The 21572-nt window shown below is 70.5% G+C and carries 23 protein-coding genes; 13 read left to right on the plus strand and 10 right to left on the minus strand.

Going from position 1 to position 21572, the window contains the following annotated elements:
* Window position 1: 1 nt before the first annotated feature.
* A complete protein-coding gene (locus AC1ROW_RS11920) occupies window positions 2-787 on the minus strand; it encodes a flavin reductase family protein (protein ID WP_493019125.1) in 786 nt (261 codons plus the stop codon).
* Window positions 774-1832, minus strand: a complete 1059-nt coding sequence (locus AC1ROW_RS11925; RefSeq protein ID WP_493019126.1) for an NAD(P)H-dependent flavin oxidoreductase — start codon at window positions 1830-1832, stop codon at window positions 774-776. Before AC1ROW_RS11925 ends, AC1ROW_RS11920 begins: the two co-directional genes overlap by 14 nt.
* A gap of 219 nt (window positions 1833-2051) precedes the next feature.
* Here AC1ROW_RS11925 and AC1ROW_RS11930 point away from each other — a divergent pair, with 219 nt between their 5' ends.
* From AC1ROW_RS11930 to AC1ROW_RS11950, 5 genes are all read left to right on the plus strand, one after another.
* Window positions 2052-2726, plus strand: a complete 675-nt coding sequence (locus tag AC1ROW_RS11930) for an alpha/beta hydrolase family protein (protein ID WP_493019127.1) — start codon at window positions 2052-2054, stop codon at window positions 2724-2726.
* Window positions 2727-2905: 179 nt separating this feature from the next.
* Window positions 2906-3235, plus strand: a complete 330-nt coding sequence (locus AC1ROW_RS11935; RefSeq protein WP_493019128.1) for a PadR family transcriptional regulator — start codon at window positions 2906-2908, stop codon at window positions 3233-3235.
* A gap of 1 nt (window position 3236) precedes the next feature.
* On the plus strand, window positions 3237-3611 hold the full coding sequence (locus tag AC1ROW_RS11940) for a DUF1048 domain-containing protein (protein WP_493019129.1): 375 nt from the start codon (window positions 3237-3239) through the stop codon (window positions 3609-3611).
* Entirely contained in the window at window positions 3608-4453 is an 846-nt protein-coding gene (locus tag AC1ROW_RS11945) for an ABC transporter ATP-binding protein (protein WP_493019130.1), read from the plus strand. The genes AC1ROW_RS11940 and AC1ROW_RS11945 overlap by 4 nt, the downstream gene beginning before the upstream one ends.
* Window positions 4453-5229, plus strand: coding sequence for an ABC transporter permease (locus AC1ROW_RS11950; protein ID WP_493019131.1), 777 nt, complete (start codon window positions 4453-4455; stop codon window positions 5227-5229). Before AC1ROW_RS11945 ends, AC1ROW_RS11950 begins: the two co-directional genes overlap by 1 nt.
* A 78-nt stretch (window positions 5230-5307) precedes the next feature.
* Here AC1ROW_RS11950 and AC1ROW_RS11955 read toward each other — a convergent pair whose 3' ends face one another.
* Window positions 5308-5874, minus strand: coding sequence for a GNAT family N-acetyltransferase (locus AC1ROW_RS11955; RefSeq protein WP_493019132.1), 567 nt, complete (start codon window positions 5872-5874; stop codon window positions 5308-5310).
* Window positions 5875-5992: 118 nt separating this feature from the next.
* On the opposite strand from AC1ROW_RS11955, the gene AC1ROW_RS11960 reads away from it, so the two are divergent.
* Window positions 5993-6535 carry a DapH/DapD/GlmU-related protein gene (locus AC1ROW_RS11960; RefSeq protein WP_493019133.1) on the plus strand — a complete coding sequence of 181 codons (543 nt, stop codon included), beginning with the start codon at window positions 5993-5995 and terminating at the stop codon, window positions 6533-6535.
* Window positions 6536-6589: 54 nt separating this feature from the next.
* Window positions 6590-7192 (plus strand): hypothetical protein, encoded by a 603-nt coding sequence (locus tag AC1ROW_RS11965; RefSeq protein WP_493019134.1) that lies wholly within the window; start codon window positions 6590-6592, stop codon window positions 7190-7192.
* A 110-nt stretch (window positions 7193-7302) separates the two neighbouring features.
* Here AC1ROW_RS11965 and AC1ROW_RS11970 read toward each other — a convergent pair whose 3' ends face one another.
* Both AC1ROW_RS11970 and AC1ROW_RS11975 read right to left on the minus strand, forming a co-directional pair.
* Window positions 7303-8637, minus strand: coding sequence for a coiled-coil domain-containing protein (locus tag AC1ROW_RS11970; RefSeq protein WP_493019135.1), 1335 nt, complete (start codon window positions 8635-8637; stop codon window positions 7303-7305).
* A 150-nt stretch (window positions 8638-8787) separates the two neighbouring features.
* The gene (locus AC1ROW_RS11975; RefSeq protein WP_493019452.1) at window positions 8788-9384 is read right to left on the minus strand and encodes an LON peptidase substrate-binding domain-containing protein; all 597 of its coding nucleotides are present in this window, start codon (window positions 9382-9384) and stop codon (window positions 8788-8790) included.
* 50 nt (window positions 9385-9434) lie between these two features.
* Here AC1ROW_RS11975 and AC1ROW_RS11980 point away from each other — a divergent pair, with 50 nt between their 5' ends.
* Window positions 9435-9932, plus strand: a complete 498-nt coding sequence (locus AC1ROW_RS11980) for a DUF427 domain-containing protein (RefSeq protein ID WP_493019136.1) — start codon at window positions 9435-9437, stop codon at window positions 9930-9932.
* 468 nt (window positions 9933-10400) lie between these two features.
* Here AC1ROW_RS11980 and AC1ROW_RS11985 read toward each other — a convergent pair whose 3' ends face one another.
* The 3 genes from AC1ROW_RS11985 to AC1ROW_RS11995 all read right to left on the minus strand — a co-directional run bounded on the left by AC1ROW_RS11985 (window position 10401) and on the right by AC1ROW_RS11995 (window position 13655).
* Window positions 10401-11318: an Abi family protein gene (locus tag AC1ROW_RS11985; protein WP_493019137.1), complete on the minus strand. Its 918-nt coding sequence runs from the start codon at window positions 11316-11318 to the stop codon at window positions 10401-10403.
* 455 nt (window positions 11319-11773) lie between these two features.
* A complete protein-coding gene (gene ychF, locus AC1ROW_RS11990) occupies window positions 11774-12847 on the minus strand; it encodes a redox-regulated ATPase YchF (protein WP_493019138.1) in 1074 nt (357 codons plus the stop codon).
* A 64-nt stretch (window positions 12848-12911) separates the two neighbouring features.
* Window positions 12912-13655 (minus strand): class I SAM-dependent methyltransferase, encoded by a 744-nt coding sequence (locus tag AC1ROW_RS11995; RefSeq protein ID WP_493019139.1) that lies wholly within the window; start codon window positions 13653-13655, stop codon window positions 12912-12914.
* Window positions 13656-13823: 168 nt separating this feature from the next.
* Between AC1ROW_RS11995 and AC1ROW_RS12000 the strand changes: the two genes are divergently transcribed.
* The 3 genes from AC1ROW_RS12000 to AC1ROW_RS12010 all read left to right on the plus strand — a co-directional run bounded on the left by AC1ROW_RS12000 (window position 13824) and on the right by AC1ROW_RS12010 (window position 17604).
* Window positions 13824-14405 (plus strand): exonuclease domain-containing protein, encoded by a 582-nt coding sequence (locus AC1ROW_RS12000; protein WP_493019140.1) that lies wholly within the window; start codon window positions 13824-13826, stop codon window positions 14403-14405.
* Between the two features lie 198 nt (window positions 14406-14603).
* Entirely contained in the window at window positions 14604-16055 is a 1452-nt protein-coding gene (locus tag AC1ROW_RS12005) for a sugar porter family MFS transporter (RefSeq protein WP_493019141.1), read from the plus strand.
* Window positions 16056-16155: 100 nt separating this feature from the next.
* Window positions 16156-17604 carry a DNA recombination protein RmuC gene (locus tag AC1ROW_RS12010; RefSeq protein ID WP_493019142.1) on the plus strand — a complete coding sequence of 483 codons (1449 nt, stop codon included), beginning with the start codon at window positions 16156-16158 and terminating at the stop codon, window positions 17602-17604.
* Between the two features lie 54 nt (window positions 17605-17658).
* Here AC1ROW_RS12010 and glpX read toward each other — a convergent pair whose 3' ends face one another.
* Window positions 17659-18660 (minus strand): class II fructose-bisphosphatase, encoded by a 1002-nt coding sequence (gene glpX / locus AC1ROW_RS12015; RefSeq protein WP_493019143.1) that lies wholly within the window; start codon window positions 18658-18660, stop codon window positions 17659-17661.
* Window positions 18661-18815: 155 nt separating this feature from the next.
* Between glpX and fbaA the strand changes: the two genes are divergently transcribed.
* Together fbaA and AC1ROW_RS12025 are read left to right on the plus strand one after the other, a co-directional pair.
* Window positions 18816-19844: a class II fructose-bisphosphate aldolase gene (gene fbaA, locus AC1ROW_RS12020; protein ID WP_493019144.1), complete on the plus strand. Its 1029-nt coding sequence runs from the start codon at window positions 18816-18818 to the stop codon at window positions 19842-19844.
* A 36-nt stretch (window positions 19845-19880) separates the two neighbouring features.
* Window positions 19881-20657 carry a DUF6264 family protein gene (locus AC1ROW_RS12025; protein WP_493019145.1) on the plus strand — a complete coding sequence of 259 codons (777 nt, stop codon included), beginning with the start codon at window positions 19881-19883 and terminating at the stop codon, window positions 20655-20657.
* Here the strand turns inward: AC1ROW_RS12025 and AC1ROW_RS12030 are convergent.
* A complete protein-coding gene (locus tag AC1ROW_RS12030) occupies window positions 20654-21514 on the minus strand; it encodes an SDR family oxidoreductase (protein ID WP_493019146.1) in 861 nt (286 codons plus the stop codon). The two genes, AC1ROW_RS12025 and AC1ROW_RS12030, sit on opposite strands and share 4 nt — an antisense overlap.
* Window positions 21515-21572 lie beyond the last annotated feature (58 nt).

The following is a 21572-nucleotide window of genomic DNA, read 5'->3' on the forward strand; positions in this document are numbered from 1 at the left end:
ATCAGTCCGGCGGTTCCGCGTCGCAGCGCGGGCACGGACCGTCCCCCTCGCGCATCGCCCCGCACTCCGGGCAGACGGAGGCGAGCCAGCAGGCGGAGTCGCCGCCGACTTCCCAGAGCTCCCAGGCGTCCACGTCGAAGGCCGACGCGGCGTCGGTCGCCACGGGCGCGGTCGCCGCCGGTGCACCCCCGCGCGCCCCCAACGGCTGCCCGATCCCGAAATAGTGCCGGAAGCTGTACACGATCGGCTCCCACGCCAACGGGTCGATGTGGTCGCCGTCCGCGACGATCCGCCGGTCGGCGTGCACGCGCACGACCTCCGCCTCGGCGATGGCGTACTCCCCTGTGACGCCCGGCATGATCCGCCGCACCTCGGCCTCGAGCTGGAGCAGGCACTCGGCCACCCGCGGCGGCCCGACCAGGTCGGAGGCCTGCGGCGTGAGCCCCGCGGCGGCGAACTTGTCGGCGTGGTGCGTGTACCGTCCGGCCTTCGCCGCGGGGACCTCCCGACGTCCGGTGAGGTCGGCGATGCGCTCCACCGCCGGCCAGAGCGGCGGCGACGGGAAGCTGACGGTCAGCTGCGGCCGGTCCTCGAGGTTCGCGAGCGTGTGCCCCTCCGTCTCGAGCCCGAGCGCGAGCATCTGCCCGAGCGCCCAGTAGGACGACGCGGGCGCGAGGTTGGGACTGCCGTCGTCGTTCACCGAAGCGAGCAGGATGACAGGCGTGCCCGCGTAGAGGATGGGCGGGCGCACGACGCGGTGCGTGCGGGACGGCTCAGCGTGCGTCATCCGGCACCCCCGCCGCAAGCTCGGCGAACACGTCTGCGGCGTCATCGAAGCGGGAGAGCCCGGCGCTCTGCCCCATCCACAGCGACAGCAGCTCTGGCCGCTCGGCCGCCGACGCGGCGCGGCGGAACACGCCGGTGAGGATGTTCTGCAGCGGGAAGGTCGCCCCGGCCCCGCTGCTCTCGATCGCCCGGACGGCGAGGTTCGGGAGGCCGCGTGCGAGCCGGCCGCTCATCGCCCGGGTCAGCACCGTGTCGGCGGGCAGCGCCGCGCGGATCCGCTCGCGGTGGACGGCGGGCGCCGCGGACTGCGCCGTCGCCAGGAAGGCCGTCCCCACCTGCACGCCGGACGCCCCCAGCGCGAACGCCGCGGCCACCCCACGCCGGTCGGCGATGCCCCCGGCCGCGATCACGGGGACGCTCACCGCGTCGACCACCTGGGGGATCAGCGACAGGCCGCCCACGATGCTGCGCTCGGGCTCCAGCAGGAACGACGGCCGGTGCCCCGCGGCCTCGGCGCCGGACGCGACGATCGCGTCGACTCCCCCCGCCTCCAGGGCGCGGGCCTCCGCGACCGTGGTCGCCGCGCCGATCACGACGATGCCGCGCTTGTGGGCCTCCTCGACCACCGCAGGCGACGGGACGCCGAAGACGAAGCTGAGCGCGGCCGGCCGCGCGTCGAGCGCAGCCTCCACCTGCTCGTCGAAGTCGGGCAGCGGTGCGACCGGCCACTCGGGAGGCCGCACCCCGGCCTGCGCGAAGAGCTCGGCCATCCCGGCGACGGCCCGGTCGAACTCTCCGCGGTCGAGCGTGTCGTGCTCGCCGGCCTCCCGGTGCGGCAGCCACAGGTTGAGCGCGACCGGACGGCCGGTGACCTTCCGCAGCTCCGCCGCGACCACGCGGATGCGCGCCCCGTCGTAGCCGTACAGACCGTAGGAGCCGAGGCCACCGGCCTCGCTCACGGCCGCGGTCAGGGCGACGGAGGACAGACCGCCGAACGGGCCGAGGACGATCGGCGCGTCGATCCCCAGTGTGGTGCTCAGACTCATCCGCAGGACCCCCGCCTCAGAAGTGGTGACGCCGTCAGTGATGAGGCCGTCGCAATACAATTGCGTAATCGCAACGGTTGGCGTAACACCGATTATATCGGCGCAGGCAACTGTCACCCAGGCGGCCACCCTCCTCCGCACGGGCCGGACACCGCGGACGCCACGTGACCGCCAGCCCAAGGATGCGCCGGCGGTGCGATACCCGCTAGCGTTCCAGGCGTGGATGTGGACGTTCCGACCACCGCCGGGCCCGGCCGGCTGGTCGTCGCGCCCGCGGAGCGCCCTCGCGCCGTGCTCTGGCTCGGCCACGGCGCCGGCGGTGGCATCGGCGCCGCCGACCTGGCCGCGCTCGCGGCCGCGCTCCCCGCCCGCGGCATCACGGTCGCGCGCTACGAACAGCCGTGGCGGGTCGCCGGCAAGAAGGTCGCCTCCCAGCCGGCCGCGCTCGACGCCGCCTGGCTGGAGACCGCGCCCGCGGTCGCGGACCTCGCCGACGGCGTCCCCGTGATCGTCGGCGGCCGCAGCGCCGGGGCGCGGGTCGCGTGCCGCACCGCCGACGCGACCGGAGCCGTCGCGGTGGTGTGCCTGGCGTTCCCCCTCCACCCGCCGGGACGCCCCGAGGCGTCGCGCCTGGAGGAGTTGCTCACCCCGTCGGTCCCGGTGCTGGTGCTGCAGGGCGACCGGGACACCTTCGGCGGCGCCGACCTCCTGCGCACCGCGGTGGCGGCGGCGCCCGGGGAGCACGGGAACGTGCGGATCGTGACCGTCGCGGGCGCCGATCACGGGATGAAGACGCTGAAGGCGTCCGCGCTCACGGCGCGCGACGTGCGCGAGCTCGTGGTGGGTGCTACGGCGGGGTTCGTCGATCAGGTGGTCGGCTTTTCGGGGCGCTGAGCCTGCGCAGGAGTTCTGCTCCGAATCTCCTTCCCAATGGCGTCGGGAAGGAGATTTCGCCCGTGTCGTCGCCATTTCTCCCGCGCAAGAAAAACGTCGGTATTCAGTGTTGCTATCTACCGGTACTTGGTCTTACTATCTAGTGGTAGTCAACAACACTGAGTAGTTGGGAGGACGTCGTGGGGAAGCTGACCACGGAGATGCTCAAGGGCACGCTCGAGGGCATCGTCCTCGCCATCCTGTCGGGCCGGGCCGCGTACGGGTACGAGATCACCTCGTGGCTGCGCGACCAGGGCTTCGAGGACATCGCCGAGGGCACCGTCTACGCCCTGCTCGTCCGGGTGGAGCAGCGGGGTCTGGTGGATGTCGAGAAGGTCCCGTCGGAGAAGGGGCCGCCGCGCAAGGTGTACTCGCTCAACGCAGCGGGACGCGAATACCTGGACGAGTTCTGGAGGACCTGGAGCTTCCTCGCAGAACGACTGGAACAGCTCCGAGACGGAGGAAACTGACATGGCACCGAAGTGGATCGAGCTGGTCACCGGATCGCTCGAGCAGAAGAAGCAGTACCGGCAGATCAAGAGCCGGCTGGACGCCCTCCCCGAGCCGTACAACGACGTCGCGAAGGCGCTCAACCGCTACCTCATGTACAACGGCGGGATCGTCGACGGCGACACCATCCTCACGATGATGACCGACTTCGTGGAGCTGTGGGAGCGCGCCGCCGCCGACGGCGCGCCCGTCCGCGACATCGTCGGGGACGACCCGGTCGAGTTCGCCGAGGCGTTCGCCGCGGCCTACGTCGGCACCCGCTGGATCGACAAGGAGCGCGCCCGCCTCACCGAGGCCGTCGACGCGGCCGAACGCGAGCAGGAGAAGAACTCATGAGCACGACCACCGATCCCACCACAGGCCCCGCCATCCGGGTGCGCGGCCTCCAGAAGTCCTACAAGGACGTGCACGTGCTGCGCGGCGTCGACTTCGACGTCCAGCCCGGCAGCATCTTCGCCCTCCTCGGCTCGAACGGGGCCGGCAAGACCACGGCGGTGAAGATCCTCTCCACCCTGCTGAAGGCCGACGACGGCACCGCCACCGTCAACGGATTCGACGTCGTTCGCAACCCCGACGACGTGCGCGACTCGATCAGCCTCACCGGCCAGTTCGCCGCGGTGGACGAGATCCTGAGCGGCCGGGAGAACCTCATCCTGGTCGCCCGGCTCCGCCACCTGAAGAACCCGGCCGGGATCGCGGACGAGCTGCTGGCCCGTTTCGCGCTCACCGACGCGGGCGGCCGCAAGGTCGGCACGTACTCGGGCGGCATGCGCCGCCGGCTCGACATCGCGATGAGCCTCATCGGCGAGCCACCGGTGGTGTTCCTCGACGAGCCGACCACCGGCCTCGACCCGCAGGCCCGGCTGGAGGTGTGGGACACGGTCAAGCGCCTCGCCGGCCGCGGCACCACCGTGCTGCTCACCACGCAGTACCTGGACGAGGCCGAGCAGCTCGCCGACCGCATCGCGATCCTCCACGAGGGCCGCATCATCGCGAACGGCACGCTCGCCGAGCTCAAGCAGCTCCTCCCGCCGGCGCAGGTCGAGTACGTGGAGAAGCAGCCCAGCCTGGAGGACGTGTTCCTCGCCATCGTCGGACCGTCGGCCTCCGCCGCGGCCCCCACCGCACCCTCCACCGCATCCGCGGCCGCGGAGACGCAGCCGTCGAAGGAGTCCTGATGTCCACCGCGAACTTCGTCGCAGACACCACCGTCCTCACCGGGCGGTCCATGAAGCACATCACGCGCAGCCTGGACACGATCATCACGGTCACCATCGTGCCGATCGCCCTCATGCTGCTGTTCGTGTTCGTCCTCGGCGGGGCCATCAACACCGGCCCCGACTCCGGCTCGTACGTGAACTACCTGCTCCCCGGGATCATGCTGATCACGATCGCGTCAGGCATCTCATACACCTCCTACCGGCTGTTCATGGACCTCCAGGGCGGCATCTTCGAGCGCTTCCAGTCCATGCCGATCGCCCGGTCGAGCGTGCTGTGGGCACACGTGCTGACGTCGCTGGTCGCCAACATGATCTCGGTCGTGCTGGTGGTCCTGGTCGCGCTGCTGATCGGCTTCCGCACCGGCGCGAGCGTGCTCGCCTGGCTGGGAGTCGCGGGCATCCTGGTGCTGTTCACCCTGGCGCTGACCTGGGTGGCCGTGATCGCCGGGCTTTCGGCGAAGAGCGTGGACGGCGCGGGCGCCTTCGCCTACCCGCTGATCTTCCTCCCGTTCATCAGCTCGGCGTTCGTCCCGACGAACACGATGCCGGCCCCGGTCGCCTGGTTCGCCGAGCACCAGCCGGTGACGCCGATCGTGGACACCATCCGGGCGCTGTTCGCGCAGCAGCCGGTCACCGGGGACATCTGGATCGCCCTCGCCTGGTGCGTCGGCATCCTGGTGGTCGCCTACGGGTTCGCCACCGCGATCTACCGGCGGCGGATCAGCCGGGGGTGAGTCCTCCGCCCTCGTCCCCGGTGGGGGTGCGGCCGCCAACCCGGCAGGGTCGGCGGCCGTCGTGCGTGCGGGACGCGCTCAGGCCACCTCCCGCCGCATCACCCACCGCACCGCGCCGCCCGAGTGCGCGTCCGTCTCCCGCAGCCGGGTGAACCCGTGCTTCTCGAACAGCTCGACGGTGCCTACGTAGCCGCTGATCACGTCCACCCGCTCGCCCCGGGTCTCGACCGGGTAGCCCTCCACGAGCCGCGCTCCGGACACCCGCGCGTGCTCCACCGCCCCGTCGAGGAGGTCGTGCATCAGCCCGCGCTTGCGGAACCCGCCGCGCACCACGAAGCACACGATCGACCACGGGTCGAGCTCCTCGTCCAGGTGCGGGATGGTGCGAGAGTTCATGAGCCGCCGGTACGTGGACTCGGGCGCGACCGAGCACCAGCCGGCGACCTCCCCGTCCGCGTAGACCAGCACGCCAGGGCCCGGTTCCGTCGAGCACTCGCGGTGCATGTAGTCGACGCGTTCCGGCATCGACAGGCGCGCGTCCCGGTACGACATGCACACGCAGCCTCCGGCGCCGGCCTTCCGCGGCACCATGAACGTGGCGAAATCGTCCCAGCGGCCCGTCGCCGGGAGCACCTCGATAGCCATGCGGGCAGCGTACCGTCCGGCGCCGACATCGCTGGCGTGCGCCGACATCGCTGGCGTGCGCCGACATCGCTGGCGTGTCCGGCCGGGCGCGCAGCGGGCGCGGAGGGAGGATCGTGGGATGCCGAGCGACCTCCTGATGCGCATCCACTCCCCCGAGTTCCAGGCCATGTCGGAGCGCGTGCTGCGCGCGACCGAGCTGACCTCGCGGCTGAATGTGCTGCCGTTCGACGACGAGGCGGGCAAGGCGGCACTGTTCGGGGAGATCCTCGGCCGTCCGCTGCCGGAGCGGGTGACGATCTACCCGCCGTTCTTCACCGACCACGGCCTCAACCTGGAGCTGTCGGAGCGGGTGTTCATCAACCAGAACTGCACGTTCCTGGACTACGCCGGCATCCGCCTGGCGCCGCGCGTCATGGTCGCGCCCCGGGTCACCTTCATCACGGTCGGCCACCCGGTCGACGTGGAGGAGCGCCGCGTCTGGCTGACCGGCGGCCCGATCAACGTCGCCGAGAACGTGTGGATCGGCGCGGGGGCGACGATCCTCCCGGGCGTCAGCATCGGCCGCGACGCGGTGATCGCGGCCGGGGCGATCGTCGCGGAGGACGTGCCGGCGGGCACGCTGGTCGCGGGCCCGAAGGCGACGCTGCTGAGGGAGTTCTGAGCCCGCGTTTTCGCCTATCCCCACGACGCCGCCGGCGGCGTAGGGTGCGGCACCATGAACACCATCCCTCCCTCATCCGCTACGCCCCGGCGCCCTGACCGCGCCGAGCTCGCCGACTTCGCCGACCGCCTCCGCGGCCAGCTCGGCGGCCTCCCGGACTTCGGTCAGTACCCGGGCACGATCGCCGCGCTCGACGCCGGTCACCTCGCCCACACGCTCGGAACGGGCGTGGACCTCACCCTGCCGTCGGGGATCGCGACCGGCGACGTCCTGTTCGCTCCCGACCTGAACCCGGCGTTCTTCTTCTCGTGGGACGTGCACGCGACCCAGGCGCCGGACTGGTTCCGGATCTCGGTGCGGTTCACGCCCTCCGACTTCGGGATCACGGAGACCCGGTCGTACGACCTCGCCTGGGCGGTGGCGCCGTTCTTCCTCGACCTGGGAGCCGTGCTGACGGTGGAGGCGTCGGCGAACGCGGGGGTGGTGGCGCAGAGCTGGACGTTGGACGCGCCGCAGGCGCGGACGCTGCACGTCGGGGTGGGACCGATCGCGGCGGACGAGACGGTGCATGTCGATCTGGTGCGGGGCAGTTCGAACGGGAGCTGGATCTGGTTGCACACGGTGATCGGGGATGCGCCGCTGACGACGGAGCCGTAGGCCGCGGGCGCTGAGGCAGGAGACACGGGCGCGATTCTCCTTCCGAGCGGTGTACGGAAGGAGAATCGAGGCGTGTCGCGCTCAGATTCCCTGCTGGCGCTGACGGCCCGTCACATCGGGTCGTTGACGTGCAGGTGGTTGCAGGTGTCGTAGAAGTCCTGGAAGTGGCGCAGGCCCGGTTCGTCGCCGGCGTTCTGCCTGCACTGCCGCTGCCCGAGGCCCGAGCCGTACGGCATGAAGTTGTCGAGCGTCCGGATGAGGGCGAGCGCGTTGCGGTCGGCGCCGTCGGTGCCCTGGCCGCCGAGGCTGTAGAAGTCGACGGCGTGGCCGCCGCCGTTCATGTAGTGCTGGGAGTAGATCCCGGCTCCCTCGATCTGGCCGGTGCAGCGCCGGTTGATGTCGCTGACGCCGACGCTCGAGAACATGTGCTCGGCGATGACCATCGCCTGGAGCACCGACGTATCGATGCCGCAGTTCGGCACGGAACGCCCTTCGGCGATCCAGCGGATCTCGAAGATGTGGTCGGGATACGAGCCGACGAGCTGTCCGGAGTCGACGTAGCCCATCAGCTCCTGCGCGAGGGCCCGGGCGTCGGACGAGATCGGCCCCGAAATGCCGGCCCTGGCCCGAGCACGAGCTGCCGCGGCGGCTGCGGCCGCGGCCGCAGCCCGGGCGGCGACCCCCGCCTGGTACTGCTGCTCGGTGATCGCCGTGGCGCTGGTGAGGGATGCGAGCTGCGCCTGGAGTTCGCCCTCGTGAGCGGTCTCGGCCTGCAGCGCCGCGATCATCTGCTTCTGGGCCTCAGCGGCCTTCTCTGCTTCCGCCTGTGCCTTCGCCGCGAGCACGGTGAGCTCGTTCTTGGCGGAGGCGGCCTGGTCGCTCGCGGCCTTCGCGAGGTTGTCGTCCTGAGCAGCCTTGGAGTAGATCCCGTTGACGGTGGCCGTCAGCCTGCCCATGCTGCTGAGGCGGGAGAGCAGTTCGTCCGTATTCACCGAACTGCTCGTGAGCAGCGTGCCCATGAGATCCGGGCCGCCGGAACGCGCCAGCTTCTCGCCGACTACAGCGGCCTCGCGGCGCGACGCCTCCGCAGTGGCCTTCAGGGCGGCCGACCGGGCGGCGAGGCGGTCGGCTTTCTCCTTGCCGACAGCGAGCGCGGCTTGCGCGGCCTCGTTCTCCTTGCCTCGCTGGATGGCAAGATCCTCGGCCGCCTTGACCTGCGTCTTGAGCGTCTGGACCAGGTTCGTGATCGCCGTGACCTCAGCCTGCTTGGCCGCTTCGTTGGAGCGAGCGGCCTGCACGTCGGCCCACGACGGATAGTTGTCCGCGTACGCCCTCGGGGCGACCAGCCCGCCCCATGCGGCGACGCTCGCGACGACGAGACAGAGCGCGACCAGCCTCCAGCCGCGAACGACGGAAAGCGACGTTGCCGGGCGGCCTGCAGACATTTCGGTATCCGAATCGTGGTCGAGGGGGGTGTACGGAGGAGGGGCCCACGGCGACCCCGTCCATCGAAGCTAACCTGCGAGACGACCGCGGCACGCCACAACACGCCGCCGCCACTGGTGCGAGCTGTCGTCGCCCTGCTCGAACGGTGGTCAGCTGCCTCCCTCGGCGGACCAGAGCTCCTCGGCCTCGAGCGTCAGATCGATCGTCTGACGCAGGAGACCCCCCATCGATGTCGACCTCAACAGGGTGTACCTGTCGTACTCGCCCAGCGGGGCGATCGCCGCCAGCTGCCACACCGCCGCGACGGGATCGTCCGACAGCTCGATGCCGGCATCCGACTGCGGCTCCGCGACACGGGCGATCACGCGGCGGACGACCGCTTCGGCCTCGGCCCGCAGGGGCGCGAGCGCCTCGGACCACTCCAGCTCCGGCAGCATCGAGAGGTCGGCCCGGGGATACGGGTCCTCGTCGAGCCAGCGCTCGACCGTGAACCGCTGGGTCCCCACGCCGACGATGAGCAGATCATCGGCTCCCGCGGCGGCGCTCACCAGACGCGCCATCGTCCCGACCGAGGCGCGCTGGTCGCCACCCCCGGCTTCGCTTCCCCGCTCGATGAGGACGACGCCGAACTCGAACCCCGGTTGGACCTCATCGAGCAATCGCCCGACCAACGTGAGATACCGCGGCTCGAAAACCCGCAGCGGGATGGCCACGGATGGGAACAGTACTGATCCGAGCGGGAACATCGGTGAGGCGGCCATGCTCCAGTGAAGCACCGCGGACGTAGAGTGAACAGGTGCCCCGACCGCGCCCCGAGATTCCAGGACCGGGGCAGGAGTCCGTGTGGGACTACCCGAGGCCGCCGCGCATCGAGCGCGTCGACGTCGCTGTGGTGATCCGTCTGGGCGGCCGGCTCATCGTCGAAACCCGGGATGTCGTCCGGGTGCTCGAGACCAGCCATCCGCCGGTCTACTACCTCCCGATAGCGGACTTCGCACCCGGCGCGCTGGTCGACGCCGACGGTTCGTCGTTCTGCGAGTTCAAAGGCACCGCACGATATCTCGACGTGCGGGGCGGAGGCGAGGTGCGGTCCGGTGGCGCGTGGAACTACCCGCATCCCTCGCCCGGCTTCGAGCCGCTCCGAGACCGCGTCGCCGTCTACGCGCAGCAGATGGACGAGTGCACGGTCGACGGCGAAGTCGTCACACCGCAGCCCGGAGGCTTCTACGGCGGCTGGATCACGAGCGCCGTCGTCGGGCCCTTCAAGGGGGTGGCGGGGTCGCAGGGGTGGTGAACGGCGGGGATGCCTAGACGTTGAAGCGGAACTCCACCACGTTACGTTGCGGAAAAGCATGACGCTCTCCGCTGTGCCACGGCGGCGGCTCAGCTAGCGAGCCAGCCATACGACGACTGCAACTGCCGCAATGGCAAGGACGAACACAAAGGAAGCCCAAACCGGCGGCCGGCCGCGCAAGGCCGTCATGGGTCGCTGGTACCAGGCGAGTTCAGTGGGGCGGCCGACCCAGGTCCCGCCGTCGTAATAGAGCCAATAGGAACCCGGTCCCGGACACCTGTAATATCCCGCCACTGGTTTATCGGGCGTCGGTGGAAGCCGATCAGCGGGCGGTTCGGACGGATTCTTCGGGCGCACGTGCTCATCGTCGTGCTCGCTCGCAAGCAACTCAGCGCGCCACGCTGGCTCCTCGAAATGTCCAGTGACAACGCCGTGCGGAACTCCGGCACGTTCCGCCGACGAGCGGCTTCAACGTCGAATGTCGCGCGGCTCCGCTGCATGGTCTCGAGAACCTTGCGGCGTTGTTAGGCCTCTCCAGAATTCGGACTCGCGACTGTGGTTGTCGGCGAGGGAAGGGAGTACCGGATCCCCTGCTTTGCTCCGCACCGCCATGTCATCGAGCGACGCGATCACGTCGATCACTGACCGAGGTCCGAACTGTCCGACGAGCCTCTTGGCCCTGTTTCGAACGTTGTTCGGTGTGGGCCCTGCGTCAATGACCGAATGGTGCCACAGCCTGCTGTGATGTGCGCACCGGTTGCGAAGGTAGACAAGCGCTTTCACCCGATAGGCGAAGCCGGCCTTGGCGACGCCAATGCTGGTAGCAACGGAGTCGGCCAAAGACCCGCGGCCTCCACGCTCGATGGCTTTCGACAAGGTCCCAAACGACCACGCTTCAACAGCGGACCATACTGGCAACTTGCTGTAATCCGACCGGTCGTCATCGAATCGGTAGCGCAGGATGTGGCGGTCCCTGCTCCGGTCGATGTCGCGCAGGCAGGAGGCGACAGTCGGCTCACCGGCGCCCACGTCGGTGTAGAAGTCTTCCTCCAGGTACTGACCGTAAGCGCCATGCTGATCGGCAATAACGTGGGCGACGTGAGAACGAAGCACTAGCTCAACCTGCGCCAGCGGCCGGACGAGGGCGTTGCGCAACGCCTCGTCTGCGTCGTAGACGGCACGGATCTCATCGAACGTGGTGGCTGGCCGGAAGTCGTTATCGCCGAGGTGCGGGGCCTTCTGGAAGTACCGCGCGTAGCCTGAAAAACGGTAGTAGTTCGTAGCAGCCAAGAAGCGGGCGCAGGCTGAGTCGTCGTTGACTAAGAGGCCTCGGCTGAGCATCAGGGCGACCTGCTCGTCCCAGGATAGGCTCGGCTTCACACGCACCTCGAAAAGAAAAGGCCCCTCCCATTTGAGCTTCTTCGAGAGGCTTGGGAGGGGGTCGATTGGCTCTAATCTATGCGCCGGAGCCGACATCCTCCAAATCGGCCACTAACGTCAGGACCAGTCTCTGACGCCCCCGCCTGTTCACCTCTTCACTGGGCGTCAGAACGGAGGATTTTGCCAAGAGGTAGCGCCTCGCGTTCTCCGCTCCGAGCAGTTGCAGCGCTTTGGCGACCGGAACTACTCCGTTTCGGCGTTCGGACCGCACGCCGGGAGGGAGGCGTCGTACGATCACCGTTGCGACGGTCCGACCGTCGGCGTGTCGAGGCTCGCCTCACTTCTGACTGTGCCAGCCAGGCGCGAAACGGAGGAGATCCGGTGGGAGGCTCCGCAGAAACGAAGAACGGAGGAGTTTCGCCCCCTAGCGGGGCGCGAACTGATCCGTTCCGAACACAGAGCTACACATTAAACCGAAATTCGACAACATCCCCGTCCTGCATCACATATTCCTTCCCCTCCATGCGCGCCTTCCCGCGCGCCCGCGCCTCGGCGACGCTGCCCGCGTCGACGAGGTCGTCGAAGGAGATGACTTCGGCCTTGATGAAGCCCTTCTCGAAGTCGGTGTGGATGACGCCGGCCGCCTGGGGGGCCTTCCAGCCCTTGTTGATGGTCCAGGCGCGGGACTCCTTGGGGCCCGCCGTCAGGTAGGTCTGCAGGCCCAGGGTGTCGAAGCCGATGCGGGCGAGCTGGTCGAGGCCGCTCTCCGTCTGGCCGGTGGAGGCCAGGAGTTCCGCGGCGTCGGCGGCGTCGAGGTCGATCAGCTCGGACTCCAGCTTGGCGTCGAGGAAGACCGCCTGGGCGGGGGCGACCAGGGCGGCGAGCTCGGCGCGGCGGGTCTCGTCGGTCAGCACGTCCTCGTCCACGTTGAACACGTAGATGAACGGCTTCGCCGTCAGCAGCCCGAGCTCGCGGATCGGCTCCAGGTCGATGGCGGAGGCCGACAGCGGCTTGCCGTCGTTCAGGAACGCGATCGCCTCGCGGGCCGTCTCCAGGACGACCGGCTCCAGCTTGCGGCCCTTGACCTCCTTCTCGTAGCGCTGCTCCGCCTTCTCCAGGGTCTGCAGGTCGGCGAGGATGAGCTCGGTGTTGATGGTCTCCATGTCGCCGGCCGCGTCCACCTTGCCCGCGACGTGCACGACGTCCGGGTCGGAGAAGCCGCGGACGACCTGCGCGATCGCGTCCGCCTCGCGGATGTTCGCCAGGAACTTGTTGCCGAGGCCCTCGCCCTCGCTCGCGCCCTTCACGATGCCGGCGATGTCCAGGAACGACACCGGGGCCGGGAGGATGCGCTCGCTGCCGAACAGCTCGGCCAGCTTGTCCAGGCGCGGGTCCGGGAGGTTCACGACGCCGACGTTCGGCTCGATGGTCGCGAAGGGATAGTTCGCCGCGAGGGCGTCGTTCTTGGTCAGCGCGTTGAAGAGGGTCGACTTGCCGACGTTCGGGAGTCCGACGATACCGATAGTGAGAGCCACGGTCGTCCATTCTACGGGCGACTGCGGCGGCCGGCCGCCCGGCGTCAGCCCAGCGCCCCGCGAATCAGCCCAGTGTCGCCCGGTAGCAGCGCGTGACGTACGGCAGCTCGATCCGCTCCGTCCCCGCCAGCTCCGGATGCTCGCGATGCAAACGGCGCAGTGACGCGATGACCGCCGCCTGCGCGTCCGGGTCCTTGGTGATGAAGTAACTGCGTGAGCGGGCCAGATCGAGCAGCCCGTCGAGCGTGAGCGACTGCACCCAGTGCACGTCGTGCCGCTCCAGCTCACCGAACGGCGCGCCGACCTCCGGCTCCTCCTCCTCGCCGAAGTGCGCCTCCCCCGCGCCCATCAGCTCGCCCAGCTCGCGCACCCAGTCGACGCTCTCGTCGCGGTCGTTCCAGACCAGCCCGACCCTGCCGCCGGGCCGCAGCACGCGCGCGACCTCCGGGACGGCGCGCTCTCGGTCCACCCAGTGCCAGGCCTGCGCGGCGACGACCAACCCCGCGCTCCCATCGGGGACGGGGATGCTCTCGCCCGCCCCGAAGCGGGTGTCCGCCTCGGGGACGCGCGAGGCCAGCACGCCGAGCATCTGCGGCGAGGGGTCGACGGCGATCACGTCGAAACCGCTCCGGACCAGGGCCTGCGTCAGCTTGCCCGTGCCGGCGCCGAGGTCGACGACCGGGCCGGTGACGCCCTCCGTGAGCCAGGCGACGGCGTCCGCCGGATACTGCGGCCGCGCCAGGTCGTACAGTTCCGCCGCCCGGTCGAACGCTCGCGCGTGCGCCTCCCGCTCCCGTCGCTCCCGCATACCCGCGACCCTACCCCGGCCACCCCCGCACCCCTCGAGTACGCCCGAATTCAGCCTGAAACGGCCGAGTACGCAGATAGTTCGCGCACTCGGCGGTTTCAGGCTGAATTCGGGCGTACTCGGCGGTGCGCAGCGGGTGACGTCGGTGGGGCGTGCGAGCATTCGGGCGTGCCACTGGACTTCACCGCCATCGACTTCGAGACCGCGAACTCCTCAGCGGCGTCCGCCTGTTCCGTCGGCCTGGTGAAGGTGCGCGACGGCCGCGTGGTCGACCGCGCGAGCTGGTTCATCCGGCCGCCGCTCGGACACGACGTCTTCCAGGAGTGGAACATCCGCATCCACGGCATCCGCCCGGAGGACGTCACCGGCGCCGCGGGCTGGGTCGACCAGCTCGCCGACCTGGTGGAGTTCGCGGAGGACGACCACCTGGTCGCCCACAACGCCGGCTTCGACATGGGCGTCATCCGCGCCGCGTGCGCCGCCACCCTCGTCGCGTGCCCCGAATACCGCTACCTGTGCAGCCTCCAGGTCGCCCGCCGCACGTACCACCTGGAGTCGTACCGGCTCCCGGTCGCGGCGATGGCGGCCGGGTTCGAGGACTTCAACCACCACGACGCCCTCGCCGACGCGGAGGCCTGCGCGGCGATCGTCGTGCACGCCGCGCGCCGCCACGAGGCGGCGACGATCGACGACCTCGCCGCCCTGACCGGCGCACGCGTCGGGCGCATCGGGATGGCTGCGGCCGCGTAAGCGCTCCCCCGGCTCGAGGGCCCGGTGCCCGTGCGCGTGGGCGCCTGGGCCCTGCGTCCCTGCGCTCCCGCGCGTCCCTCTTGGCCCGATCGCGGCGACGCACCGATGGGGCATAAACACCTCGGTAATAAAAGCATTGCGTCTTCACGCGTCACGTTCTAATGTCCAGACATAGCAACAAGACGCGAAGGAGCGACCATGACCGCATCCCCTCATCCGGAGGCCGCGCAGACGGCCCCCGGCATCCGTGCCGCCACAGGCTCGACCCCGCCTCCTCCCGATGATCCCCGCGCCCGGCGATTCCTCCGCAGGGTCGCCGTGCTCGCCACCTTCGGCGGCCTCCTCTTCGGCTACGACACCGGCGTCATCAGCGGCGCGCTGCCGTTCATGCAGTTCGACCAGCGGCCGCTCACCCCGCTCGAGGAGGGCACGATCGTGTCGTCGCTGCTCTTCGGCGCGGCGCTCGGGTCGTTTCTCGGCGGCCGGATCGCGGACCGCCGCGGTCGCCGCGGCCTCATCGGCGCGCTCGCGGTCGTGTTCTTCATCGCGGCGGTCGCGTGCGCGTTCGCGCCGACGATCGGCGTCATGATCGCGGCCCGGTTCGTGCTCGGCCTCGCGGTCGGGGGCGCCTCCGTCGTGGTCCCGATGTACCTGGCGGAGCTCTCCCCCGCCGCCCGGCGCGGCCGGATCGTCACGCAGAACGAGCTGATGATCGTCTCCGGCCAGCTCGCAGCGTTCGTCGTGAACGCCGTGCTCGCCTCCGTCGTCCCCGAGCAGGCCGCCGTGTGGCGCTGGATGCTCGTCGTCGCGTCGCTGCCGGCGGTTGTGCTGTTCTTCGGGATGCTCGTCCTGCCGGAGAGCCCGCGCTGGCTCATCCTGCACGGGCGCTTCGCGGAAGGCCTCGCGGTGCTCCGTCGCATCCGCGCCGAGCAGCAGGCCGAGCGGGAGGCCGAGGAGATCCGCCGCCACGAGGAGCGCGCCGTGCGCACGCCCCTGCTGAAGGAACTCGGAGTGCCGTGGATCCGCCGGGTCTTCGTCATCGGTCTCGGGATCGCGATGGTCCAGCAGCTCACCGGCGTGAACTCGATCATGTACTACGGCGTCCAGATCCTCCAGAAGTCCGGCTTCGACCAGCAGGGCGCGCTCATCGGCCAGATCGCCAACGGCGTCATCTCGGTGCTCGCCACCTTCGTCGGCATCGCGCTGCTCGGCAAGGTGGGCCGGCGACCGCTGCTGATCACCGGACTGATCGGGACCACGACCTCGCTGCTGCTCGTCGGGGGCGCCTCCGCCGTGCTGGCCGGCACCCCCGCACTGCCGTTCGTGGTGCTGTCGCTGACGGTGACGTTCCTCGCCTTCCAGCAGGGCGCGGTCTCCCCGGTGACCTGGCTGATGCTCGCGGAGATCTTCCCGGCCCGCATCCGCGGCGCCGCGTTCGGGCTCGCCGCGCTCATCCTGTGGCTGACGAACTTCCTGGTCGGGTTCCTGTTCCCGCAGCTCGTGGACGGGCTCGGGATCTCGCCCACGTTCTTCCTGTTCGCCGTCGTGGGCGTCGGCGCGGTCGTGTTCGTCGCACGCGCCCTGCCCGAGACGCGCGGACGCAGCCTGGAGGCGCTGGAGGCCGAACTGCGCGAGCGGTTCACCCGCTGAGCCGGCGGACAGCGCACGCCGAGGGCGGGGCGGGGACGATTTCCCGCCCCGCCCTCCGTCGCTCGCGGCCGTTGTCGGCGGCCCCTGCGAGACTGAGCGCATGGACTTCCCCGCACTGCTCCTCGGCCTCCTGCTCGGTCTCCTCGTCGGCGCGGCGGGAGCGGGATACGCCGTCGCCCGGCTGCTCCGGAGCCGCGAGGCCGCAGCGCCCACGGTGGAGGACCCGGCGATCGTCGCCGCCCGCCACGAGAAGGAGCTGCTCGAGGTGCGGGCGGAGGAGGCGGCCGCGCAGGCGGGCCTCCGCGCGGAACTCGCCGCGGCCGACACCCGCGTCGACGCCCTGCAGGAGCAGCTGCGCGGCGTCCAGGAGCGGCTGCGCGAGACCGAGGAGCGGCACCGCGCCGAAGCCCTCGCGCAGACCGAGCGCGAGCGCGCCGAGAGCAAGGTGCTGCAGGCGCTGGCGCCGGTGCGCGAGAGCCTCAGCGACATGCAGCGCAAGGTGATCGAGCTGGAGACCCAGCGCAACCAGCAGCACGGCCAGCTCGCCCAGCAGCTGCGGTCGGCGGCCGAGTCGGAGGAGCGGCTGCGCAGCACCGCCGAGTCGCTGGCCTCCGCCCTGCGCTCCAACAGCACCCGCGGCGTCTGGGGCGAGACCCAGCTCCGCAGCGTCGTGGAGGCGGCCGGCCTGATCGAGCGGGTGGACTTCGACGTGCAGTCCAGCATCCACTCGGAGTCCGGCGCCGGGCGTCCCGACATGATCATCCGGCTCCCCGGCGGCAAGAGCATCGCCCTCGACGCCAAGGTGCCGTTCAACGCCTACCTCGAGGCCAGCCAGATCCCCGCGACCGCGACCGGCGCCGAGGGCGCGCAGCGCGCGGCGCTCCTCAAGCAGCACGTGAAGGCGGTGCGCGACCACATCACCACGCTGGGCAGCAAGGCGTACTGGACGGGCCTGGAGTCCTCCCCCGAGCTGGTCATCGCGTTCATCCCGAGCGAGTCGCTCGTGTCGTCGGCGCTGGAGGCGGACCCCTCCATCATGGAGTTCGCCTTCGGCAAGCGGGTGGCGCTCGCCTCCCCGGTGACGCTGTGGTCTGTGCTGAAGACCGTCGCGTTCAGCTGGCAGCAGGACGTGCTGACGCAGGAGGCCAAGCAGCTCTTCGACCTCAGCCGGACGCTGTACAGCCGCCTCGGCACCACCGCCGGGCACATCGAGAAGCTCGGCCGCTCGATCGAGCGCACGGTGAAGGACTACAACGGCTTCGTCGGCTCCTTCGAGCGTCAGGTCTTCCCGGCCGCGCGCAAGCTCGGCGCGCTCGACGAGTCCAAGGTGATCGGCGTCCTGGAAGGCATCGAGGAGGCGCCGCGAGAGCTCACGGCGTTCGAGCTCGTGGACGAGCTGGACGCGCTGGCCGAGGCACGACTCCGGGTGGAACCGCCGGCCGCCGACGACGCCCGCGACATGCACGGCATCGACAAGCTCGCACTCGAGGAGCGAGCCCGCGCCGCCGACCGCACCGAGGACCGCGCCGAGGACTCCGGCGCCGCCTGACGCGGCGCCCACCCCTCACGATTCGTCACGAATGTCGGCGCGCGAATTCGCGCCTTACAGCTCGTCCGCCGACAGCCACTTCTCGGCGAGGTGGTCGGCGACCACGCGGCGGATGGTGCCCGACTTGGAGCGCAGCACGATCGACTCGGTGCGGATGATCGGGCCCTTGCGGCGCACGCCCTCCACCAATCCGCCGTCCGTGACACCGGTCGCGACGAAGAAGGTGTTGTCGCCCTTCACCAGGTCGTCGGCGCTGTAGACCTTGTCCATGTCGAGGCCCGCCGCGATCCCCTGCGCGCGCTCGGCGTCGTCCTTCGGCGCCAGCCGGCCCTGCATGAAGCCGCCGATCGCCTTGATCGCGCACGCGGTGGTGATGCCCTCCGGGCTGCCGCCGATGCCGACGCACAGGTCGATGCGCGACTCGTAGCGGGCCGCGTTGATGCCGCCGGCGACGTCGCCGTCGAGCATCAGGCGGGTCCCGGCGCCCGCCGCGCGGATCTCCTCGATGAGGCCCTCGTGCCGCGGCCGGTCCAGCACGGCCACGCGGATCTCGCCCACCGGCTTGCCCTTCGCCTTCGCCAGCTCGCGGATGTTGTCGCCGATCGACTGCGACAGGTCCACCACGCCGCGGCCCTCCGGACCGGTGACGATCTTGTCCATGTAGAAGACGCTGGAGGCGTCCAGCATCGTGCCGCGGTCGGACACCGCGATCACCGAGAGCGCGTTCTGACGTCCGGCGGCGGTCAGCGAGGTGCCGTCGATCGGGTCGACCGCGATGTCGCAGGCAGGGCCCCTGCCGTTGCCGACGTGCTCGCCGTTGAACAGCATCGGGGCGTTGTCCTTCTCGCCCTCGCCGATCACGATCAGCCCGTCGAAGTTCACCGTGCCGAGGAACTTGCGCATCGCGTCCACGGCCGCGCCGTCCGCCGCGTTCTTGTCCCCGCGGCCGATCCACGGGGTGGCCCGGATCGCCGCCGCCTCGGTCGCGCGCACCAGCTCCATGGCCAGGTTCCGGTCGGGGTGAAGGAAGAGGGACGCGGTGTCGGTGCTGGTCATGATGGGTCCTCCCGGACGAATCGATCGGGCCGCCGGTCGACGGCGAAGCCAGTGTATCGAGGGGAGGTCGCCCGCATCAGGGGAGGAGCGCTGGGCACCGGACCCGCGTCGGTATGATGAGTCCCGTTCGACACCCCGATCCCCAAGGAGCCGCAATGCCCATCGCCACGCCGGACCAGTACGCAGAGATGCTCGACAAGGCGAAGGCGGGCGGCTTCGCGTATCCCGCGTTCAACGTGTCGTCGTCGCAGACGATCAACTCCGTGCTCCAGGGCCTCACCGAGGCGGGCAGCGACGGCATCATCCAGGTCACCACCGGCGGCGCCGACTACTTCGCCGGCCAGACCGTCAAGGCCCGCGCCACCGGCGCGCTCGCGTTCGCCAAGTTCGCGACCGAGGTCGCCAAGAACTACCCGATCACGGTCGCGCTGCACACCGACCACTGCCCGAAGGGCGCCCTGGACGACTTCGTCCTGCCGCTCATCGCCGCCTCCGAGGAGGAGGTCCGCGCGGGCCGCAACCCGATCTTCCAGTCCCACATGTGGGACGGCTCGGCGATCCCGCTGGACGAGAACCTCGAGATCGCCCAGCAGATGCTCAAGCGCACCAAGGCCATCAACGCCATCCTCGAGGTCGAGATCGGCGTCGTCGGCGGCGAGGAGGACGGCGTCCGTCACGAGGGCTCCAACGAGGCCCTCTACACGACCCTCGCCGATGTCGAGAAGGCGGTGGAGGCCCTGGGCCTCGGCGAGAACGGCCGCTACATGGCCGCGCTCACCTTCGGCAACGTGCACGGCGTCTACAAGCCGGGCAACGTCAAGCTGCGCCCGGAGCTCCTCAAGGAGATCCAGGACGGTCTGGCCGCCAAGTACGGCACCGGCCCGAAGCCGCTCGACCTCGTCTTCCACGGCGGCTCCGGCTCGACCGACGCCGAGATCGCCGAGGCGGTCCGCAACGGCGTCGTGAAGATGAACATCGACACCGACACCCAGTACGCGTTCACCCGCTCGATCGCCGGCTACATGTTCGAGAACTACGACGGCGTCCTCAAGGTCGACGGCGAGGTGGGCAACAAGAAGGTCTACGACCCGCGCGCCTGGGGCAAGGTCGCCGAGACCGGCATGGCCGCCCGCGTCGTGGAGGCCACGCAGCAGCTCGGCAGCGCCGGTCACTCCGGCAAGTAGCGCTCTACGGGGCCGAGGGGAACGTAGGCTGGGGGGATGAGCGAGCACGACCCGGAGAAGGCGCCGGACGAACGACCGCGCCCGAAATACGGCGAGCTCGCCCCTCCCGGCTGGGTGTGGAAGCCCCCGCAGGATGCGGACCGGCTGGACACCACGCACCACAGCCCGGCGGCGTCGGAGGTCGAGCAACCCCCCGCCGCGCCGCCGGAGCCCGGGTATTGGGGTGGGCGGCGCGACGCCGGCCCGCAGGACGGCGGGCCGTACGGCGGCCAGCACCCCGGCGGTCCGCACCCCGGCGGCCCGCAGGGACCCGACCGCTACAGCCGCCCGTACCCGTCCAGCCCCCAGCTCCGCGCCGACGCGCCGCGCTGGAACGTCACGACCACGATCGTGCTGCTCGTCATCGGCTTCTTCGGAATGTCCTACACGATCGGCACCCTGCAGGGCCTGCCGGCGGTGATGCAGCTCATGCACTCCTCGCTGAACCTCGGCACGTACACCCAGGACCCCTCCGTCGCCCCGCTGATCACCGCGGGCACGATCGCGATGGCCGGGATCTGGGCGATCTCGCTCGGACTCTCGGTCTGGCTGCTCGTGCAGAAGCGGCTGGCGTTCTACGTCCCGCTCATCGCCGGGATCGTGGCGTTCATCACGCTCTTCGTCATCCTGGGCCTGATCTTCTCGACGGACCCGGTGCTGCTCGACTACTACAACGGGATCGCCCCCGCCACGCCGGGCCCGACCACCCCGGCGCCGAGCTCGCCGGTTCCGACGAGCCCGGCGCCCACTCCCGGGGCGTCGACCTCCGCCTAGGCCGCGCGCGACTCCGCGAGCCCCGCGGCGAGCGGTGTCGTCGGCCGGCCGATCAGCTCGCTGAGGGTCCCGGGCGCGTCCGCTAGAGCGCCGTCGCGGATGTTGCCGTCGAGCGCGACCACGAAGCCCGCGGTCCCCTCGTCGAGGCCCGCCTCGCGCAGCGCAGCCTCGTGCTCCTCCGGCGTCACCGACCGGTAGGCGACCGGGCGGCCGAGCAGTTCGCCGATGGCCGCGGCGAGGTCGTCGAACGTCCACGCGACGTCCCCGGCGAGCTCGTAGACCGCGCCATCGTGGCCGTCGGTCGTGAGCACGACGGCCGCGGCCTCCGCGTAGTCCTTGCGGGAGGCGCTGGCCACGCGTCCGTCCGCGGCGCTGCCGACGAGCTCGCCGGTCGCGGCGGCCGCGTCGAGCTGGCCGACGTAGTTCTCGGTGTACCAGTTGTTGCGCAGTACGGTCACCGGGAGGCCGGAGTCCGCGAGGAGCCGCTCGGTCTCGGCGTGCTCCGGCGCGAGCACCAGGTCGGTGTCGTCGGCGTGCGGCGCGCTCGTGTAGACCAGGCGGCCGACGCCCGCGCGCACGGCCGCGTCGATGGCGTTGCGGTGCTGCGGGATGCGCTGGCCGACCTCCGAGCCGGAGACGAGGAGGAGGGCGTCGGCTCCGGCGAACGCCGCGTCCAGGGTCTCCGGCCTCTCGAAGTCGATCACGGCGGTCTGCACGCCGCGCTCGGCCAGCGGGGCAAGCCGCTCGGCGCTGCGCCCGAGGGCGCGGATGTCGGCGGCGGGCACGCCGCGGTCGAGGAGGGCGTCCACGGTGAGGCGTCCGAGGTGTCCGGTGGCTCCGGTGACGACGATGGTCATAGTGTTTCCTTTCGGTCGGTCGTCGTTCGCAACCGGCGTCCCTCCGGAAAACTTCCCT

The sequence above is a fragment of the Leifsonia sp. GW821-FHT13C09 genome, assembly GCF_058806435.1.